12 protein-coding genes and 1 pseudogene are annotated in these 18414 nt (G+C 67.5%); 5 read left to right on the forward strand and 8 right to left on the reverse strand.

Features of this window, described 5'->3' with window-relative positions:
* Window positions 1-13 precede the first annotated feature (13 nt).
* The 4 genes from N7573_RS08365 to msrB all read right to left on the reverse strand — a co-directional run bounded on the left by N7573_RS08365 (window position 14) and on the right by msrB (window position 4763).
* Entirely contained in the window at window positions 14-1462 is a 1449-nt protein-coding gene (locus N7573_RS08365) for a PLP-dependent aminotransferase family protein (protein ID WP_032127957.1), read from the reverse strand.
* Window positions 1463-1666: 204 nt separating this feature from the next.
* The gene (msrA, locus tag N7573_RS08370; protein ID WP_197585374.1) at window positions 1667-2404 is read right to left on the reverse strand and encodes a peptide-methionine (S)-S-oxide reductase MsrA; all 738 of its coding nucleotides are present in this window, start codon (window positions 2402-2404) and stop codon (window positions 1667-1669) included.
* 14 nt (window positions 2405-2418) lie between these two features.
* Window positions 2419-4188, reverse strand: a complete 1770-nt coding sequence (locus N7573_RS08375; protein WP_279913355.1) for a cytochrome c biogenesis protein DipZ — start codon at window positions 4186-4188, stop codon at window positions 2419-2421.
* A 2-nt stretch (window positions 4189-4190) separates the two neighbouring features.
* Window positions 4191-4763 (reverse strand): peptide-methionine (R)-S-oxide reductase MsrB, encoded by a 573-nt coding sequence (msrB, locus tag N7573_RS08380; RefSeq protein WP_279913354.1) that lies wholly within the window; start codon window positions 4761-4763, stop codon window positions 4191-4193.
* Window positions 4764-4907: 144 nt separating this feature from the next.
* Here msrB and N7573_RS08385 point away from each other — a divergent pair, with 144 nt between their 5' ends.
* The gene (locus tag N7573_RS08385) at window positions 4908-5627 is read left to right on the forward strand and encodes a response regulator transcription factor (protein ID WP_014645826.1); all 720 of its coding nucleotides are present in this window, start codon (window positions 4908-4910) and stop codon (window positions 5625-5627) included.
* Entirely contained in the window at window positions 5624-7093 is a 1470-nt protein-coding gene (locus tag N7573_RS08390) for a HAMP domain-containing sensor histidine kinase (protein ID WP_279913353.1), read from the forward strand. The genes N7573_RS08385 and N7573_RS08390 overlap by 4 nt, the downstream gene beginning before the upstream one ends.
* On the opposite strand, the gene N7573_RS08395 is transcribed toward N7573_RS08390, so the two are convergent.
* Both N7573_RS08395 and N7573_RS08400 read right to left on the reverse strand, forming a co-directional pair.
* Window positions 7090-8436: an ATP-binding protein gene (locus N7573_RS08395; RefSeq protein ID WP_121504808.1), complete on the reverse strand. Its 1347-nt coding sequence runs from the start codon at window positions 8434-8436 to the stop codon at window positions 7090-7092. The two genes, N7573_RS08390 and N7573_RS08395, sit on opposite strands and share 4 nt — an antisense overlap.
* Window positions 8433-9122, reverse strand: coding sequence for a winged helix-turn-helix domain-containing protein (locus N7573_RS08400; protein ID WP_010484092.1), 690 nt, complete (start codon window positions 9120-9122; stop codon window positions 8433-8435). The genes N7573_RS08395 and N7573_RS08400 overlap by 4 nt, the downstream gene beginning before the upstream one ends.
* 350 nt (window positions 9123-9472) lie before the next feature.
* Here N7573_RS08400 and asnB point away from each other — a divergent pair, with 350 nt between their 5' ends.
* On the forward strand, window positions 9473-11374 hold the full coding sequence (gene asnB, locus N7573_RS08405) for an asparagine synthase (glutamine-hydrolyzing) (protein WP_279913352.1): 1902 nt from the start codon (window positions 9473-9475) through the stop codon (window positions 11372-11374).
* Window positions 11375-11820: 446 nt separating this feature from the next.
* Here asnB and N7573_RS08410 read toward each other — a convergent pair.
* Window positions 11821-12167, reverse strand: a pseudogene (locus tag N7573_RS08410) (phasin family protein).
* Between the two features lie 116 nt (window positions 12168-12283).
* A complete protein-coding gene (gene queD / locus N7573_RS08415; RefSeq protein ID WP_005407953.1) occupies window positions 12284-12646 on the reverse strand; it encodes a 6-carboxytetrahydropterin synthase QueD in 363 nt (120 codons plus the stop codon).
* A 192-nt stretch (window positions 12647-12838) separates the two neighbouring features.
* On the opposite strand from queD, the gene N7573_RS08420 reads away from it, so the two are divergent.
* Window positions 12839-15478 carry a TonB-dependent receptor gene (locus tag N7573_RS08420; RefSeq protein WP_279943121.1) on the forward strand — a complete coding sequence of 880 codons (2640 nt, stop codon included), beginning with the start codon at window positions 12839-12841 and terminating at the stop codon, window positions 15476-15478.
* Between the two features lie 74 nt (window positions 15479-15552).
* Window positions 15553-18147 carry a M14 family zinc carboxypeptidase gene (locus tag N7573_RS08425; RefSeq protein WP_279943122.1) on the forward strand — a complete coding sequence of 865 codons (2595 nt, stop codon included), beginning with the start codon at window positions 15553-15555 and terminating at the stop codon, window positions 18145-18147.
* Window positions 18148-18414: the final 267 nt, after the last annotated feature.

The raw sequence follows: 18414 nt of genomic DNA on the forward strand, positions 1-18414 counted from the left end.
CCAGCGGCCGGCGTTACCGTGCCGCAGCCGCCAGCTCCTTCGCGATCGCACCGAGCCGCTCAACCGCACCGATGAAGCGCGCATCCAGCGTCTGGCAGCACGACAGCCGCAGGCAGTGGCGATAGCGCGCACCACGTGAATACACCTGGCCGGGCATGAACACGATGTCCTCTGCCAGCGCACGTTCGAACAGCTCACGCGTATCCACGCCCGGCAGTTCGAGCCACAGCAGGAAGCCGCCTTGCGGCTCGGTGGCACGGGTGCCGGCCGGGAAGTGTTCGGCCACCAGCTGGCGCAGCCGTCCCACCTGTTCGCGGTACAGCCGGCGCATGCGATGCAGGTGGTGTTCGTAGCTGCCTGCTTCCAGATACGCCGCCACCGCATCGCCCAGCAGCTGCGGTTCGCCACCGGTGGACTGGAACTTGAGCAGTGCGATGCGCTCGGCGAAGCGCCCCCCGTCCAGCCAACCGATGCGGTAATCCGGCGCCAGCGTCTTGGAGAAACCACCGACCACCATCACCCAGCCATCGCGATCAAACGCCTTCAGCAGCGGTGCCGGCGGCTCGCAGAACTGCAGTTCTGCGTACACCGCATCTTCGATCAGCGGCAGCTGGCGCGCGTTGACCAGTTCGGCCAGGCGTTGCTTGGCGGGTGTCGGCATGGTGCAGCCCAGCGGATTGTGCACGGTCGGCATCACCACCAGTGCGGCCAGCGGCGTGTGCTCCAGCAGCGCATCCAATGCGTCGACATCCAGCCCGTGCTGCGGGTGGGTGGGCAGCTCGATGGCCTGCAGGCCGAGGTTGGCCAGCAAGGGGTAGAGGTTGAAGTAGGACGGCGCCTCGATGCCGACCGCGTCGCCGGGCTGGGTGACCGCGCGCAACGCCAGCTGCAGGGCCTCCATCGCGCCGTGGGTCAGCAGCAGCCGCTCGCTATGGGTGTGCAGGCCCATGCGTGGACCGCGACGCACGATCTGCGCCAGCAGCCTGGGGGAGCCGTTCGGGCGCGCGTAGGATTCCACTGTCTGCTGGCCGTGCCGCAGCACCTGCGCGGTATGCCGGGCCAGCTGCGCGCCCGGATAGAACTGGCGCCCGCGCGGACCGGCGAAGGCCAGGTCGATCACTCCGGAGCGACGTTGTGCCTCCAGCACGCGCGCCATCAGCACCTGCTGCAGTGGTGCGGTGGGTGCGGACGGGGTATCACGCAGCGAACGCTCTGGCACCGACAATCGCGGCGCCACCTCGAAGCCGGCCTTGGGCCGCGGAATGACCAGGCCGGCGTCCTCCAGCTGGCGATAGGCCGCGATCACCGTGTTCAGGCTGAGCCTTCGCTGCAGGGCCATCTGCCGCAGTGAAGGCAGGCGGCTGCCGACCGGAAGGCGTCCGCCGTGGATGGCTTCGGCCAGTTCATCGGACAGCCGTTGGTAGCGGGGTGGGATCATCGCGCTCTGGTTATCTGTATCCATCGAACTTCCCGCCATCTGGTTCTGTACCCATGATGATGGCGAGCCTAGCATGTCGTTGTCGGACGGGCCTGATCGGGGCACGGCCGATACTTCCCAAGCGCACGGCTGGATGGCCGTGCGTCTTTTTTTGGAGGTGGTACCGGCCGCTGGCCGGCGATCCCCAGATCCGCAGGAGCCGGCCAGCGGCCGGCACTACCCGGGTCGTTACCGCATCGGCACCAGTGCCGCGTCGCGCCGGTACAGCGCCGGGAACTGCTTGCCCAGTGCCGCCAGCTTCGGTGCGTCGTAGTAGCGGATGTAGGCCGCCTGCGGGTAGTTGGTCATGTAGTTCTGGTGGTAGCTCTCGGCCGGGTAGAAGTGCTGGCCGCTGACCAGCTGGGTGACGATCGGTGCGCGGTAGCTGCCGGCCTGGCCGAGCTGGGCGATGTAGGCGCGGCTGGCCGCCTGCTGGCGTGCGTCATCACTGAAGATCGCCGAGCGGTATTGGCTGCCGTGGTCCGGCCCCTGTCGATTGAGCTGGGTCGGATCGTGCACCACCGAGAAGAACACCTGCATCAGCTGGCCATAGCTGACCTGGCGCGGGTCGTAGTCGATCTTCACCGCCTCGGCATGACCGGTCTGGCCACCGCTGACGCGCTCATAGCGCGCGTTGGCCGCGCTGCCGCCGATGTAGCCGGATACCGCATTGCTCACGCCCTTGACGTGCTGGAACACGCCCTGCACGCCCCAGAAGCAACCGCCGGCGAACACCACGCTGGCATGGGTGGCGTCATCGCGGAACGCGGCGTCGCCGCTGGGCGCCGGTAGTGCCTTGGCCTGCGCGCTGGCTTCCAGCGGTGCCGCGACTGCGCCGTGGTCGACCAGCAGCACGCCAGCGATCAATGCAGCAGCTACCAAGCCGGCGACACCGGCGGCGATACCTTGTTCAAAAGAGAGTTTCATCGTGTGCTCCCGTTTCAACCGAAGGTGAAGGCATAGGCCTGCACGCCCGCATCGAGGAATTCGATCTCGAAGCGATGCGGGCCGACCGCGCCGCGCTGGCGCACCAGCTGGTACAAGCGGTGTTCGTTGACCACGCCGCTGCCATCGGCGCCGACATCGCTGCCGGCATCGGCGGCGGGCAGCGGCTTGCCGTCCAGCCAGACGCGGAAGCGCACTGGCTTGCCGTCCTCGTTCGGTGCCAGCACCAGGTGCAGGTCACGTGCGTGGAACTGGAAGGCGATGCGGCCACCGGTCTGCTGCAGCTGTGCGGCCTCGTCGGTGACGGTCCAGCGCCCGGACAGTCCCCATTGGTTCAACGCCAGAGTGGTGGGCAGCGTGTAGTCGAACGCGGTGTCGCTGCGCTGCCCGCCGGGCGAGGCGAACTGCTCGGCGCGGGCGTGGCCCAGGTAGGTTTCCGGCGAACGCAGGTTGCCCATGTCGGCCTGCACGGCCACGCCCTTCAGGTCGGCGGCAGCGGGATCGGCCGGTGGTGGCAGGTTGGTCTGCCCGGCTTCGGTCAGCAGGCGACGGATCATCTGTTCCGAGCGCGCATAGTTGCCCTCGCCGAACTGATGGCCGCGGATATTGCCCTGCGCGTCGACGAAGTACTGCGCCGGCCAGTAGCGGTTGTTGAACGCGCGCCAGATCGTGTACTGGTTGTCGAGCGCCACCGGGTACTCGACCTTCAGCTGCTGCACCGCCTTCATCACATTGCTCGGGTTGCGTTCGAAGGCGAACTCCGGCGTGTGCACGCCGAGCACCACCAGCCCATGGTCACGGTAGCGACGTTCCCATTCGTGCACGAACGGCATCGCGCGCAGGCAGTTGATGCAGGAGTACGTCCAGAAATCGATCAGCACCACCTTGCCGCGCAGCTGCTGTGCACTCAGCGGCGGGCTGTTGAGCCAGCCGGTGGCGCCATCCAGCGCGGGCAGGGTGCCTTCCACCGGCAGCGGTGCATCTGCACCCGCATTGGGGCCAGCCATCATCATCATCGGCGGTGCCGCCGGCTGCGCACCGGGCACGGCGTCGAGCAGGCTTTGTTCGATGCGCGCGGTGCTGACCGTCGAAAGACGGGTCAGCAGGCCAGTGTCCCAGCCCAGGCCGATCGCCACCACGGCCAGCAGTGCGGCTACGCCCAGCACCTTGCGCAGTACGTCACCCAGGCCGAGCCGCGCCTGCAGCGCACGGAACACGCGGCCGCCGACCCACACCGCCAGCGCCAGCGCGGTGATCGCACCCAATGCATAGGCAAGCAGCAGGCTGCTGGTACCGACGCTGGCGCCATGCAGGGCAGCACCGGTCAGCACCAGGCCGAGGATTGGACCGGCGCACGGCGCCCACAGCAGGCCGGTGGCGATGCCGATCAACAGCGAGGTCCATGCGCCGCCATGCCCAGCAGCATCAGCGGCATCGGCACGCGCGCTCAGGCGTGCACCCACACGCTGGAACGGCGCCAGCAGATGGTCGGCCAGCCGCGGCCAGAGCAGCGCGACCGCGAACAGCGCCATCAGCAGCAGGGCGATCCAGCGTCCAACCTGGTTGGCATGCGCCACCCATTGGCTGCCCACCGCGGCCAGGCTGGCGACCACGGTGAAGGTGAGCGCCATGCCCAGCAGCAACGGCAGCGTGCTGCGCAGGAACGGGCGATCGGCACGCGCGAACACGAACGGCAGCACCGGCAGGATGCAGGGGCTGAGCAGGGTCAGCGCGCCCCCGAGGTAGGCAAGCAGCAACAGCAGCATCGTCAGGCTCCGGAAGCAGGGGAAGAACCGACCGGCACCCGCCAGCCGTCGGCAGTGCCAGTAGGGGCACCGGGAACGAACACCATCGCCGCACCGTTCATGCAGTAGCGCAGCCCGGTCGGGCGTGGTCCATCGTTGAACACATGGCCGAGATGGCCGCCGCAGCGGCGGCAGTGCACCTCCACCCGCAGCATCCCGAAGGTGACGTCGCGGTCTTCGCCGATGGCGTTGTGCAGCGGTGCCCAGAAGCTGGGCCAGCCGGTGCCGCTCTCGAACTTGGTGGAGGAGGAGAACAGCGGCAGCGCACAGCCGGCGCAGGCGAAAGTGCCCTGCCGATGTTCCTTGTTGAGTGGGCTGCTGTACGGGCGCTCGGTGGCCTGCTGGCGCAGCACCGCGTACTGCGCCGGGGTCAGTTGCTGGCGCCACTGCGCATCGCTGTGCATGACCTCGAACTGTCGCGGCGGGCGTGCTTCAGCGGCCGCCGGGGCGGCGCGGCTGCAGGCCCCCAAGCCGAGCAGGCCGGCGGCGGTGGCAACACCGCCCAGGCCCAGCAGATGGCGGCGGGAGAGGGACATGGCGGACTCCGGGAAGGGGCGACGGGGCCATGCTGCGCCCGCCCGGGTCAACGAATCCTCACGCAGGATTCAATTTTTCGTGAGGTATCGGCGGCCGTCCCGCGCCACAATGCAGCCAGCCTCCCCACTGGCCCCGAGCTGCCGATGTCCACCAAACGCGTGCTGATCGTTGAAGACGATGCCCACATCGCCGACCTGCTGCGCATGCATCTGGGCGATGAGGGTTACGACGTCGCCCATGCCGCCAGCGGCGATGCCGGCCTGCGCCTGCTCGAGCAGGACGGCCCGTGGGATGCACTGGTGCTGGACGTGATGCTGCCCGGCGTGGATGGGCTGCAGGTGTGCCAGCGTGCACGCGCGATGGCGCGCTATGTACCGATCATCATCATCAGCGCGCGCGGCAGCGAAACGCAGCGGATCGTCGGCCTGGAACTCGGCGCGGACGATTACCTGGCAAAACCTTTTTCGATGCCGGAACTGGTGGCACGGGTGCGCGCGCTGCTGCGCCGCGCCGAGGCGATGGCGCAGAGCGCGCGCATCGATGCCGGCGCGATCGAGCTGGGTGGGCTGCAACTCGATCCGGTCGCGCGTACCGCGTCGGTGGATGGCAATACGTTGGAGCTGACGCCGCGCGAATTTGATCTGCTGCTGTTCTTCGCCCGTCATCCGGACCAGGTGTTCGCGCGTATGGAGCTGCTCAACCAGGTCTGGGGCTACCAGCACGATGGTTACGAGCATACGGTCAATACCCATATCAACCGCCTGCGCAGCAAGATCGAGCCGGACCCGGCCAACCCGCGGCGGCTGCTGACGGTGTGGGGCCGCGGCTACAAGCTGGTCGACCCGGCCGGGGCGGCGGCATGATCAAGCCCAATCTGTGGCAGAAGCTGGCGGCGGTGATCGCCGCGCTGATGCTGATGTGCTGCATGGCGTTGCTGGCACTGCAGATGCGCGCCAACACCCGCCATGAGCAGGAAGTGGTGCAGCGGCTGTCGCTGGGCCTGGCCGAACACATCGCCCAACGCAGCGAACTGATGGACACCAGCGGCATGCGCGATGCTGCGGTGCGTGCGCTGTTCGGCCAGCTGATGGCGGTCAATCCCAGCGTCGAGGTCTACCTGCTGGACGACCAGGGCCGCATTCTCGGCCACGACGCGCCCAGCGGCCATCTGGTGCGCAACAAGGTGGACGTGGCACCGCTACGCCGCCTGCTGGCTGGTGCGCCACTGCCGATCCTCGGCGATGACCCGCGCAGCGCCGATGGCCGCAAGGTGTTCAGTGCTGCACCGTTGATCGTGCAGGGCCGCCAGGCCGGTTATGTGTACGTGGTGCTGGTGGGCGAACACCGGCAGATGCTCGCCGACGACCTAGCGGCGGGCAGCCAGTGGAACACCACATGGTGGTCGGTGATGCTGGTCGGAAGCCTCGGCCTGCTGGCCGGGCTGGTGGCGTTCTACTGGGTGACGCGTCCGCTGCGGCGCCTGACCCGACGCATCCAGGCGTTCGACATCGACGCGCCGACCCCACTGCCGCCGCCGGAGCCACTGCGGCCCGGTGAGCGCGATGAACTGGTGATCCTGGAACACGCGCATGCGCAGATGGCGCAGCGCCTGGGGGAGCAATGGCAGCAGTTGCGCCAGCAGGACCTGCAGCGGCGCGAACTGGTGGCCAACATCTCGCATGATCTGCGCACGCCGTTGTCGTCGCTGCACGGCTACCTGGAAACGCTGGCGCTGAAGGACGCCACGCTGTCCCCGGACGAGCGCCGCCGTTACCTCGGTATCGCGCTGGCGCAGAGCGCCAAGGTTGGTCGGCTGGCGCGCGCGCTGTTCGAGCTGGCGCGGCTGGAGCATGGCGAAGTGCGTCTGGAGTGGGAAGTGTTCGCGCTGCCGGAACTGCTGCAGGACGTACTGCAGAAGTTCGAGCTGGCCGCGCAGGCGCGCAACCAGCGCCTGCACGCCGAGTTCCCGCCCGGCCTGCCGCTGGTACGTGCTGACCTGGGCCTGGTCGAGCGCGTGCTGACCAATCTGCTCGACAACGCGTTGCGGCATGCGCCCGAGGGTGGCCAGATCGAGGTGCGCCTGCGCGCGACGCAGGACAGCGTTGAGGTGAGCGTTGCCGACGATGGCCCCGGAGTAGCTCCCGCGTTGCGTGCGCAGCTGTTCCAGGCGCCGGCCGCGCTGGGCGCACGGCGTGGCGAGAACGGTGGGCTTGGCCTGCTGATCGTGCAGCGGATCGTGCAGCTGCATGGCCGCCGCATCGAACTGCGTGACAGTGAGCGTGGCGCGCTGTTCGTGTTTGCCCTGCCGCGCGCGGAACCGGCGGCCTAGCAGGTCGTCTCGCTCTCCACGGCACCGCCGCTTTCCAGCGGCAGGTGCAGGCGGATGCAGGCACCGCCCAGCTCCGAATCGGTCACTTCAACGTGGCCGCCATGCTTGTCGGCCACCACCTGCACCAGTGCCAGGCCGAGACCGAAACCGGGGCTGCCCGGGTCCAGCCGCACATAGGGTTGCAGCACCTGGCCGCGCAGTTCGGGCGCAATGCCGGGGCCGTCGTCCTCCACCTGCAGGCACAGCCAGCCGTCGTTGACCGTGCTGGCGATACGGATCTGCCGCCGTGCGTAACGCAGGGCATTGCCGAGCAGGTTGCGCAGCGCCAGTTCCAGCATATGCCGGTTGACGTTGACCAGGCCTGCTGGCGACAGCGCCTGCTGTACCGGCAGCGGCAGCGGTGCGAACTGGGCCACCACGCCACGGACCAGTGCCGCCAGCTGCAGGCGCTGGCGGGTCAGCTGATGGCAGCGACCGAGTGCGGCGTATTCGACGCCGGCATCGGTGAGGTGCTGCAGGCGATCGACGTCGGTGCGCAGGCCACCCAGCGCATCGCGCTGGATCTCGTCGAGTGCCGTGTCCTCCAGGTCGGCCAGGCCGAAGCGCATCCGCGCCAACGGCGTGCGGACTTCGTGCGCCACCGCCTGCGCCAGCACGCGCTGGCTTTCCAGCAGCTGCTGCAGCTGCTCGGCCATGTGGTTGAAGGCATTGGCCAGCGGCCGCACCAGCGCGGTGCCGGCGCGCGGCGCACGCGTGTCCAGCTGACCATCGCGCATCTGCCGGGCGGCCTGGGCCAGCTGCGAGACGTCGCGCCACAGGCGGTAGACCATTACGTACATCGGCAGCGCCACGGCCACCATCAGGATCAGCAGCAGGATCGCCACACCGGACACTTCGCTGTCCTGCCAGCCTTCCTCAGGCAACGCTTCATCCAGTGGCCCCAGCATCACGGCATAGTCGCTGTCGCCGATCCGCTGCAGGCTGCGCATGTGTTCCAGGTCGATCTGCACACGGCCGTTGTTGAACGGCGGTCGCTGGCTGGCCGACAGCGCCTTCTCCGCCTCGGCCAGCGGCACCATTCGCAGGGCATAGGCGAAGTCGGCGTCGAGCCCTCGTGCCAGCGCCGGCCACTGGTCACGTGGTGTTTCCGCGAAGCGTTGCTGCAGCAGCGCATGGGTGCCACGCATCTCGGCCAGCAGGCTGGCTTCGGTGCGGTCTTCCAGCAGCGCATCCCAGGCCCACAGGCCCAGCACGATCAGCAGCAGGTGGGCGACCAGGAAGCCGATGCCGTAGCGCAGGAAGTGGAAGGCGTGGCCGCGCATCGCCGAGTGCGTGCGCTTCATCCCCATGCCGAGCGGCTGAACAGGTAGCCGCGTCCACGGACGGTCTTGATCCGCTCCGGTTGTTCAGGGTTGTCGCCCAGCTTGCGGCGCAGGCGCGAGATGCGCGCATCGATCGAACGGTCCAGGCCGTCAAAGGCGATGCCACGCAGGCCGCGCAGCAGCGCATCGCGGTCCAGGATCTGGCCGGCGTTGCTGGCCAGCAGGAACAGCAGGTCGAACTCGGCCGTGGTCAGCTCCAGCAGGCCGCCCTGCAGGTGCACGTTGCGGGTGGACGGGTCGATGTTCAGCTCGCCGAAGCGCAGGCTGCCGTCGCGCGGTTCGACCCGGCGATGGCGGCGCAGGTGGGCACGCAGGCGGGCGAGCAGCACCCGCGGTTCGATGGGTTTACCGATGTAATCGTCGGCCCCCAGCTCCAGTCCCAGCACCTGGTCGATGTTGTCGGTGCGGGCGGTCAGCACACAGATGATGCCGTCATAGTGGGGCCGGATCTGCCGACACACTTCGAAACCATCCTGGTCGGGCAGGCCGACATCGAGCAGGACCAGGGCCGGCTTCTCGGCCAGGATCCGGGCCACCGCGCGCTCACCACTGCGCTCATGGGCCACCTGATAGCCATGCCGCTGCAGATAGTCGCTGACCATCGTACCCAGGCGGGCATCGTCTTCAACCAGTACGATATCCAGCATTTTCAAGGCCTCCGTGGGCGCAAACGTACCGCCACGGCACGAGCGCGGCGATGCTATCCCAGCCTGCGGGCCGCCCGGATCCCGGGGGCGGGCGCCATTCAGCCGGGGTTGCTGGCGCTCGGGCCGGGCCTCAGGCCTGGCAACAACTTGGCGTCCAGCATAGCTTGTTGCCGTTACAAAACGTTACCTTCGTGATACGTCTTGTGACCATCGCTGACAGCAAAGCGACTGACGCGGGGCAGGTGGGGCGCCGAGCATGGAGTCTCCTCCGCTCCGCGTGCCGTTCCCATGTCGCTCGCCGCCCCCTGCCTGCTGAACCCGTCCCGCCGCTGCCGCTGCGGAGGTGCCCGATGAGCGGCGTGGTCGGGGCCTGGTTGCCGCCCGCCGAGGACGAACATCTGCTGCAGCAGCTGGCACCGATGCTGCGCGCCCTGCAGCAGCGTGGCCGGGGCCGCATCGGTTACTGGACCGACGCCGAGGCCGGCCTCGCGCTGGGCCATTGCCGGGCGCCGACCGATACCCCGCTGCAGCCGCTGAGCTCGGACTGCGGCCGTTACGTGTTGTGCCTGGACGGCCGCCTGTACAACCGCGCCGACCTGCAGGCGCAGCTGCGCGAGCTGCCACGCAGCTGCAGTGACGCCCGGCTGCTGCTGCAGGCGATCGTTGAATGGGGCGTAGAGCGGGCGCTGTCGCGTATCGAAGGCGCGTTCGGTTTCAGTGTTTGGGACCGCGAATCGCGTGAGTTGTGGCTGGCGCGTGATCCGGTGGGCGAGCGGCCGCTGTATTACGGCTGGTTCCAGGGCCAGTTCCTGTTCGCCTCGGAAATGAAGGCGCTGCAGGCCTTCGCCGGCTTCGCGCCGAGCATCGACCAGGATGCGCTGAGCCTGCTGCTGCGCCACGACTATGTGCCGGCGCCGCACACCATCTACCGCGGCATCCACAAGCTGGTGGCCGGCGCGGTGCTGCGCGTCGATCTGGATGACCACGCTGCCGGCGGTTCCAGCCAGGCGGCGGAAGGGGGCGCGCGCTACTGGTGCGCACGCGATGCGATGCAGAGTGCGCTGCAGGAACCCTTGCAGCCGGCGCCGAGCCTGGAACAGGCCACCGACCAGCTGGAAGCGGTGTTGCAGAAGGCCATCGCCGCACGCATGCACTCGCCGCTGGCCTGCGGCGCGTTCCTGTCCGGCGGCACCGATTCGTCGTTGGTGACGGCGATGATGCAGGCCCAATCGACCCTGCCGATCGAGGCATGGACGGTGGGCTTCGACGATCCGGGCCACGATGAGAGCGACTGGGCCACGCAGGTCGCACGCCACCTGGGCGTGCAGCATCACCTGCACCGCATGGACGCGCGCCAGGGCCTGGACCTGCTGCAGCGCCTGCCGCAGGTCTGGTGCGAACCGTTCGCCGACGCCTCGCAGCTGCCGACCCTGTTGGCCAGCGAACTGCTGGGCGCGCGCAAGCCGGTGGCGCTGACCGGTGACGGTGGCGATGAACTGTTCTTCGGTCATCCCAGCTATGGCCGCGCGCTGCGCAATGCGCGGCTGTGCGGTGGCCTGCCGGACTGGGTGCGCGACCTGGCCCGGCGTAGCGGCAACCGCATGAACGTCGAACGTGGGCGCCTTGGTGGCTGGCGCGCGCTGGTGGCCGAGGTTGCCGCCAACGATGTGGAAGGGCATTACCTGCAACGTGTCACCCGCTGGCGGCAGCCGGCGCAGGTGGTGCTGGGCGCACGTGAGCCGATGACGATCTTCCAGCAGCAGGACACTGCGCTGCCGGCCGAGGCGCGCATCCAGCTGTTGGATTTCCGCATGGATCTGGCCGAGGGCATCCTCGCCAAGGTCGATCGTGCGGGCATGGCGGCGGGCGTGGAGACGCGTGCGCCGTTGCTGGACATGGAAGTGGTGCGCCTGGCCTGGCGCCTGCCGCAGCACCTGAAGTACCACGATGGTGAGCACAAGCGGATCCTCAAGCACCTGCTGGCGCGCTACCTGCCGGAACCGCTGGTGTACCGCCCCAAGCGCGGTTTCGGTCCGCCGATGGCGCGCTGGTTGGCCGGCCCGCTGCGCGATTGGGCGGAGGCGCTGCTGGATCCGCAGCTGCTGCGCAACCAGGGCTGCTTCGATGTTGCGCGCGTGCGCGGTATCTGGGAGGCGTTCCTGCGTGGTGAGCGCAAGTGGCACACGCACCTGTGGAACGTGCTGATGTTCCAGGCGTGGCATCAGCATTGGCACGGTGGTCGCGGGCGCTGAGCGGTTTCTGCATCGCGTGCGGCGGATTGAATCATCGTGGCGCGGGGCGGATGCCCTTGCGTACGAATGTCCTCCGGCGCCGGCCGTTGGCCGTCACCTCCCCCTTTACTTCGTACGCAAGGGCCTCCGCCCTGCGTTCGGAGTTCGTCGGCGCCTCGTTGAGAGGCTGCCGCGCGCTGCGCTCTACTCACCGCACGCCGAGCCTCGTCGGGGCGGGCAGGGGTCTGGGCAAAGTAAAGGAGGAGGTGACGGCCACAGGCCGGCGCCGGGGGACATTTGCCCAGACCCCTGCCCACCCCGGCGGGGCCCCTCAGCTCGCAGAGAGTCCAGGCGAAGAAGTGCTTTGGAATCCGAACGCCAGGCAAAAAAAGACCCGGCAGAGGGAGGGATCTGCCGGGTCCGGATTGCGTGGGGGGAGGGACCCACGCAATGAGCGTTGCGTCGCGTCAGTGGTTGTTCGCGTCCGCCGTTGATTCGTTGTAGCCCTGCACCAGTTCGGACCAGGCCTTGCTGGCCTGCAGGCTGAGACCGACCACGTCCTGCTGGGCCTGGCCCAGCCGCTGCAGGTTGTCCTGCCACAGCTGCGCACCCTTGGAGAGCGTCCCGGCCGCGTCGTCACTGCGGGCCAGCTCGCCGAGCCAGCCGCCGGTCGCGGTCAGGTTGCGCTCCATCGCCTTCAGCTGCACCCCGAACATGCTTTCCGCGTTCTCCAACGCCAACCGGTTCGCGCGCGTTGCCGCGGCGGCGAGCTGGCGGGTGGCACACTGAAGCGATCGCTGAAGGCGGTGGCCATGGGACATCAGGGAGTGGCTTGATGCAATGCAGCATACGCCCTTGATGCGGCAATGCAACAAAAATAACAAAGGCGCCCAAGACGCCTCTGAAATACCTTTCAGATCAATGGGTTGATCAGGCTGTTGGGCCGCGGTAACGGCAACCCGAGGTGCAGGTTTCGTGCACGGTGATCTCGCTCAGCGCCGGCAGGCTCGGCTTGAGCTCGTTCCAGATCCACACCGCCAGGTTCTCGCTGGTCGGGTTCTCCAGGCCGGGAATGTCATTGAGGTAGTGATGGTCCAGGCGGTCGTAGATCGGCTGGAAGGCCGCCTTCACGTCACCGAAGTCCATGATCCAGCCGGTCTGCGCGCCGGGTTCGCCCTCGACCTTCAGTTCCACCCGGAACGAGTGGCCGTGCAGGCGCGCGCACTTGTGCCCCGGCGGCACGTTGGGGAGGCGGTGCGCCGCCTCGAGCATGAAGACTTTGAAGATTTCCATGACGCGATTGTACGCCGCAGGTGGCCGGCCAGCCTGAGCGGATGTTGGACTTTCGTGAAGCAAGTCTTTCCATCCGGATGAAGAGATGATAGTTTCTCTTATATCCGTATGAAGAGATGTTATTGGCCGGACCCCGGCCAGGCATGGACTACTGCGGAACTACGTCGCCCTTTCCACCTCCCCCACATCGTCATGCCCAAGCACACCCTGCTCGTGGCGGCCCTGGCCGTCGCTCTGGCCGCGCCTTTGTCCGCCGCCGCCGAAACCTCCGCCGACGCCAGTGGCGAAGCCAGCACCCTGGCCGCCGTGCGCGTCACCGGTTCCAACATCAAGCGCACCGATACCGAGGCCTCCAACCCGGTGCAGGTGATCGGCCGCCAGCAGCTGGAACAGACCGGCAAGGCCACCGTGGCCGATGTGCTGCGCTCGATCTCGGCGAACACCGGCAACGCCAGCAACGAAACCACCAACAACGGCTGGGCCTCCGGCTCGGCCGGCATCGGCCTGCGTGGCCTGTCGCAGAAGAACACGCTGGTGCTGCTCAATGGCCGTCGCCTGGCCAACTACGGCTTCCCGGCCGGTGGCCTGTCCGACACCTTTGTTGATCTCAACGCGCTTCCGCTGGTCGCGGTCGAACGCATCGAAGTGCTCAAGGATGGCGCCTCGGCGGTCTACGGCTCCGACGCCGTGGCCGGTGTGGTCAACATCATCACCCGGCAGAACTTCGAAGGCGCCGAGATCGGCGGCAGCTTCGGCGGCGCCGACCAGGGCGGCCTGCACGAGCAGAACCTGAAGTTCGTCGGCGGCCTGGGTGATCTGGACACCGATGGCTACAACATCCTCTTCAGCCTGCAGGGCTACAACCGCGAACGCCTGGACCAGGACGAACGCAACCTGACAAAGAGCGGCATCTACACCGACAAGCCCGGCGGCCGCTGGAACGGCTGGTCGGCCAAGGGCGCGCGCTACCTGGTCAACGGCGTGTCGGTGCCGATGCTCGATGCCAGCGGCAACTGCCCGGCCGGTACTACCCGCGTCGCCAGCGCACCGATCGACGGCCTGGCCGGTGATACCTGCGGCTTCAACCAGGCGCCGTTCACCACGCTGATTCCCTCGACCAAGCGCTACCAGGCCTATGCCAACGGTACCTTCCGCCTGAACGACAACGTCGAAGCCTTCGGCGAAGTGCTGTACAGCCAGATCAAGAGCACCGCGTGGTTCGGCAGCAGCCCGTTCTTCACCCTGGAGAGCGGCCGCTTCGCACTGAACGCGGACAGTGGCCTGGCCGAACCGGTGTCGTCGCTGCTGCCGGCCAGCAACCCTTACAACCCGTACGGCCGTGCGATCCCGATCGAATACACCTTCTTCGACCTGGGCGGCACCCTCAAGACCAACCGCTCCACGGCCTACCGCGGCGTGTTCGGCCTGCGTGGCACCACCGCGAAGTGGGACTGGGAGGTCGCAGCGTTCGGCGCGCGCAGCAGCGAGCGCGAGAGCATCTCCGGTGGCTTCGCCAACCGCTGGGCGCTGGCCGATGCGCTGGCCACCGGCAGTTACAACCTACTGAACCCGGCCGCCACGCCGCAGTCGGTGCGTGACTCGATCAACATCGCCACGCTGCGTCCGGCCGAATCCAAGCTGCAGGGCATCGATGCCAAGATCTCCGGCAGCCTGGGCCACACCTGGGCCGGCGAGATCGGCTTCGCTGCCGGTGCCGAGTGGCGCCGCGAGAAGCTCGATTCCAACAACCCGTGGCAGATCGACGCCGGCCTGCAGGTGCGCCCGGCGATCGCCGAAGTGCACGGCCAGCGCCAGGTCAGTGCGGCCTACGCCGAAGTGAACGTGCCGCTGGCATCGACGCTGGAGCTGTCCGCTGCCGCGCGCGCCGATCACTACGATGATTTCGGCGACGCGTTCTCGCCGAAGATCGGCCTGCGTTGGCAGCCGCTCGACTTCCTGCTGGTGCGTGCCTCCGCCTCGAAGGGCTTCCGTGCACCGTCGCTGTCGGAAAACTCCAACAGCACCAGCATCGCCTACGGCAGCGTGGTCGATCCGCGTGACCCGGACGTGCCGGGCTCGCGCCAGAACCCCACCTTCTTCACCGTCGGCAACAACGAACTGAAGCCCGAGCGCACCAAGAGCGTGAACTTCGGCGTGGTGCTGTCGCCCTGGGCCAACACCAACCTGAGCGTGGACTACTACCGCATCCAGCTGGACAACCTGGTCGGCACCAACAACACCCAGACCCTGGTCAACGACAACGTGGCCGGCGCGGTGCAGCGCGATGAGCGCGGCAAGCTGCAGGCGGTCTACAACCGCTACCAGAACCTGAGCGAGCTGAAGACCTCGGGCATCGACGTCGAGCTGCGCCAGCGCATCCCGACCGCTGCGCTGGGTGACTTCACCGTGTCCTCGGCCTACACCCACGTGCGCGACTACCGTCGCCCGACCGTGGTCGGCGGCCCACTGGTGGACTACGCCGGCAGCAACCTGGGCGCAACACTGCCCAAGGACAAGGCCACCACCACGCTGGACTGGAAGTACGGCGACTTCAACGCAGCCGTGACCTGGTACTACACCAGCAGCTACCGCCAGGAAGCCAGTACCGCCGCCAAGGCCGTGCAGCAGCGTGTCGGCAGCTACAGCCAGTACGACCTGTACCTGGCCTACACCGGCATCGACAAGCTGACCGTGTACGCCAAGGTGCAGAACCTGGCCGACAAGACGCCGCCGTACGACGCCTCGTTCCCGGGCATCCGCGCGCCGTACGACTTCAGCCAGTACGACCTGCGTGGCCGCTACTTCACGCTGGGCTTCGATTACCGCTTCTGATCCATCCGCCGCGGCCGGTCACCTGAAGGGACCGGCCGCGCGACTGTCTGCCGTTGTGTTCCAGGGGAGTCATCGTGTCCTTGCATCGCCGTGCCGTTCTTCCGTTGCTGCTTGCCGCCGCCACCGCACTGTCCTCGCCGCAGCCGGCGCAGGCACAGAGCGCGTACTTCTTCCCGCAGGTCACCGACGCAGCGGCGTTCGATGCAGCGGTGCCCACGCCGGAGCAGTTCCTCGGCTACCCGATCGGCAGCCGTTACACCCGGCACGACCAGCTGGTGGCGTACTTCCAGGAACTGGCCAGACACTCGGACAAGATCAGCGTGCGCGAGATCGGCCGCAGCTATGAAGGCCGTCCGCTGCTGATCGCCACCGTCACTGCCGCACGCAACCACGCGCGGTTGGAGCAGATCCGCCAGCAGCACGCGACCCTGGCCGATCCGGCACAGCCGCGCAGCGCGGCGGGCGACAGCCCGGTTGTGGTGTGGCTGGGCTACAGCGTGCATGGCAACGAGACATCCAGTGCCGAAGCGGCGATGCTGACGGCGTACTACCTGGTGGCCAACCGCAGTGCCGAAACCCAGCAGTGGCTGCAGCAGGCGGTGGTGCTGTTCGACCCGGCGCAGAACCCGGACGGCCGTGATCGTGCCGCCAACTGGCACAACGCGTGGGCCTCCGATCCGGCTTCGGCCGACCCGGCCGACAAGGAACACGTCGAGCCGTTCCCGCAGGGCCGCACCAACCACTACTTCACCGATCTCAACCGCGACTGGCTGGCCCTGACCCAGCAGGACTCGCGGCCGAAGGTGGAGGTGTTCCACCAGTGGTACCCGAACGTGCAGATCGATTTCCACGAGATGGGAAAGGACAGCACCTACTACTTCGAACCGTCGCCGAAGAGCATGCACAGCCCGCTGATCCCAGCGGCGTCGTATGAATTCAACAAGACCCTGGCCAAGTACCACGCGCAGGCTTTGGATGCGCTGGGCTCGCTGTACTACACCGGCGAGAACTTCGACAACTTCTCGCCGGTGTACGGCTCGACCTATCCTGATTTCCACGGTGCCGTCGGCGTTACCGTCGAGCAGGCCAGCTCGCGGGGCCGCGTGCAGGAGTCGATGAATGGTCTGCTGACGTTCCCGTTCACCATCCGCAACCAGGTGGCTACCGGGCTGGGCACGGTGCGCGGCGCGGTAGCCGAGCGCAGCGGCCTGTTCGACCTGCAGAAGCAGTTCTTCCAGAGCGCGTTGAAGCAGGCCGCACAGCAGCCGGTGAAGAGCTTCGTGTTCGGCGACGCGCATGATCCGGCACTGACCCGGCGCCTGCTGGAACTGTTGCTGCTGCATCGCATCGAGGTGCGCGCGCTGGATCGTGACGTCAGTGTCGATGGCCAGCGCTTCGATGCCGGCAGCGCCTACGTGGTGCCGGTGCAGCAGGCGCAGTTCCGCCTGGTGCATTCGATCTTTGCCGAGACGCCGCCGATCAAGGGCGATGTGTTCTACGGCAGCACCAGCTACGCGATTGCACCGGCCTACGGCGTGGCCTTCGCCGGTAGCCGCAGCCGCATCGACGGCGGCGCACGCGTGGCGGCGCTGCCGGCGGAGCAGGGCACCGTGCTGGGCGGCCAGGCAGGATTCGCCTACGCGATCGACTGGCGCGACTACAATGCCGGGCGCGCGCTGGCCGCGCTGCAGGGCAAGGGCGTGAATGCACGCGCGGCATTCCAGCCGTTCACCACCGCGACCGCGCAGGGCGAGGTCAGCTTCGCCGCCGGCAGCCTGGTCATTCCGGTCACTGGGCAGTCGCTGCAGGGTGCGGCGCTGCTTGAGGCAGTGACATCCGCCGCACGCGAGGCAGGTGTGCAGGTGCACGCGCTGTCCAGTGGCCGCAGCCGCGAAGGCATCGACCTCGGCAGTGACGGCGTCAAGGCGCTGCGCAAGCCTGCGGTGGCACTCGTGATGGGCGAGGGCGTGGCCGCCACCGAAATCGGATCGGCGTGGTTCCTGTTGGACCAGCAGCTGCGGTTGCCGGCCAGCAAGCTGGATCCGCAGCAGCTGGGCAAAGTGCCGTTGGACCGCTACACCACCATCGTGTTGTCCGGTGGTACCTACACCGGCGTCGATGCAACGGCAGTGGCCGCGCTGAAGCGCTGGGTGCAGGCCGGTGGTTCGCTGGTGACCTACGGCAGTGCCTCGAAGTGGGCAATCGAACAGAAGCTGGCCGACGGCGAGAAGCTTGGCAAGGAAGAAGAAACCGCTGACGAGAGCCGCCGTGCATTCGGCGATCAGCGCGACATCGCAGCGATCGAGCGCGTCAGCGGCAACATCCTCAGCGCTGATGTGGATACCAGCCATCCGCTGGCATTCGGTGTGCCGCGCCGGCAGCTGGCGATCAACAAGGAGAACACGGTAACGCTGCAGCCGAGCACGAACCCGTTCTCGACGGTGGTGCGCATCGACACGCCGCCGCGGGTGAATGGCTATCTGTCCGAGCGCAATCGCACGCGGGTGGCGGGTAGTGCGTGGCTGCTGGTGTCGGCGCAGGGGCAGGGCAACGTGGTGTTGTTTGCCGATGATCCGGCGCATCGCAAGTACTGGCACGGGACGGATCGACTGCTGATCAACGCGATCTTCTTCGGGAATCTGGTGAATCCGAGTAAAGCACGGGGTTGAGGCTGCACGCGCTTCAGTTGATATATGGGTGGGGAGGCCGGGCGGGCTGCGCAGGACACGCTGTAAATACGTCCGTGTAAGCTCGATCGGCGCATCCATGCGCCTCACGGTCCTGCGCAGCCCGCCCGGCCTCCCCTCGACAGTTTCCTGCGGGCGCGGACGCATCGAACCCCAAGGCGGGAGCAAGGGCAAAAGCAAAAGCAAAGCCAGGAATTGCGACTTCGGCTTTTGCCTTTGAATTTGAATTTGAATTTGAATTTGAATTTG

Source organism: Stenotrophomonas sp. GD04054 (assembly GCF_029836955.1).
Classification (GTDB): Bacteria; Pseudomonadota; Gammaproteobacteria; order Xanthomonadales; family Xanthomonadaceae; genus Stenotrophomonas; species Stenotrophomonas maltophilia_A.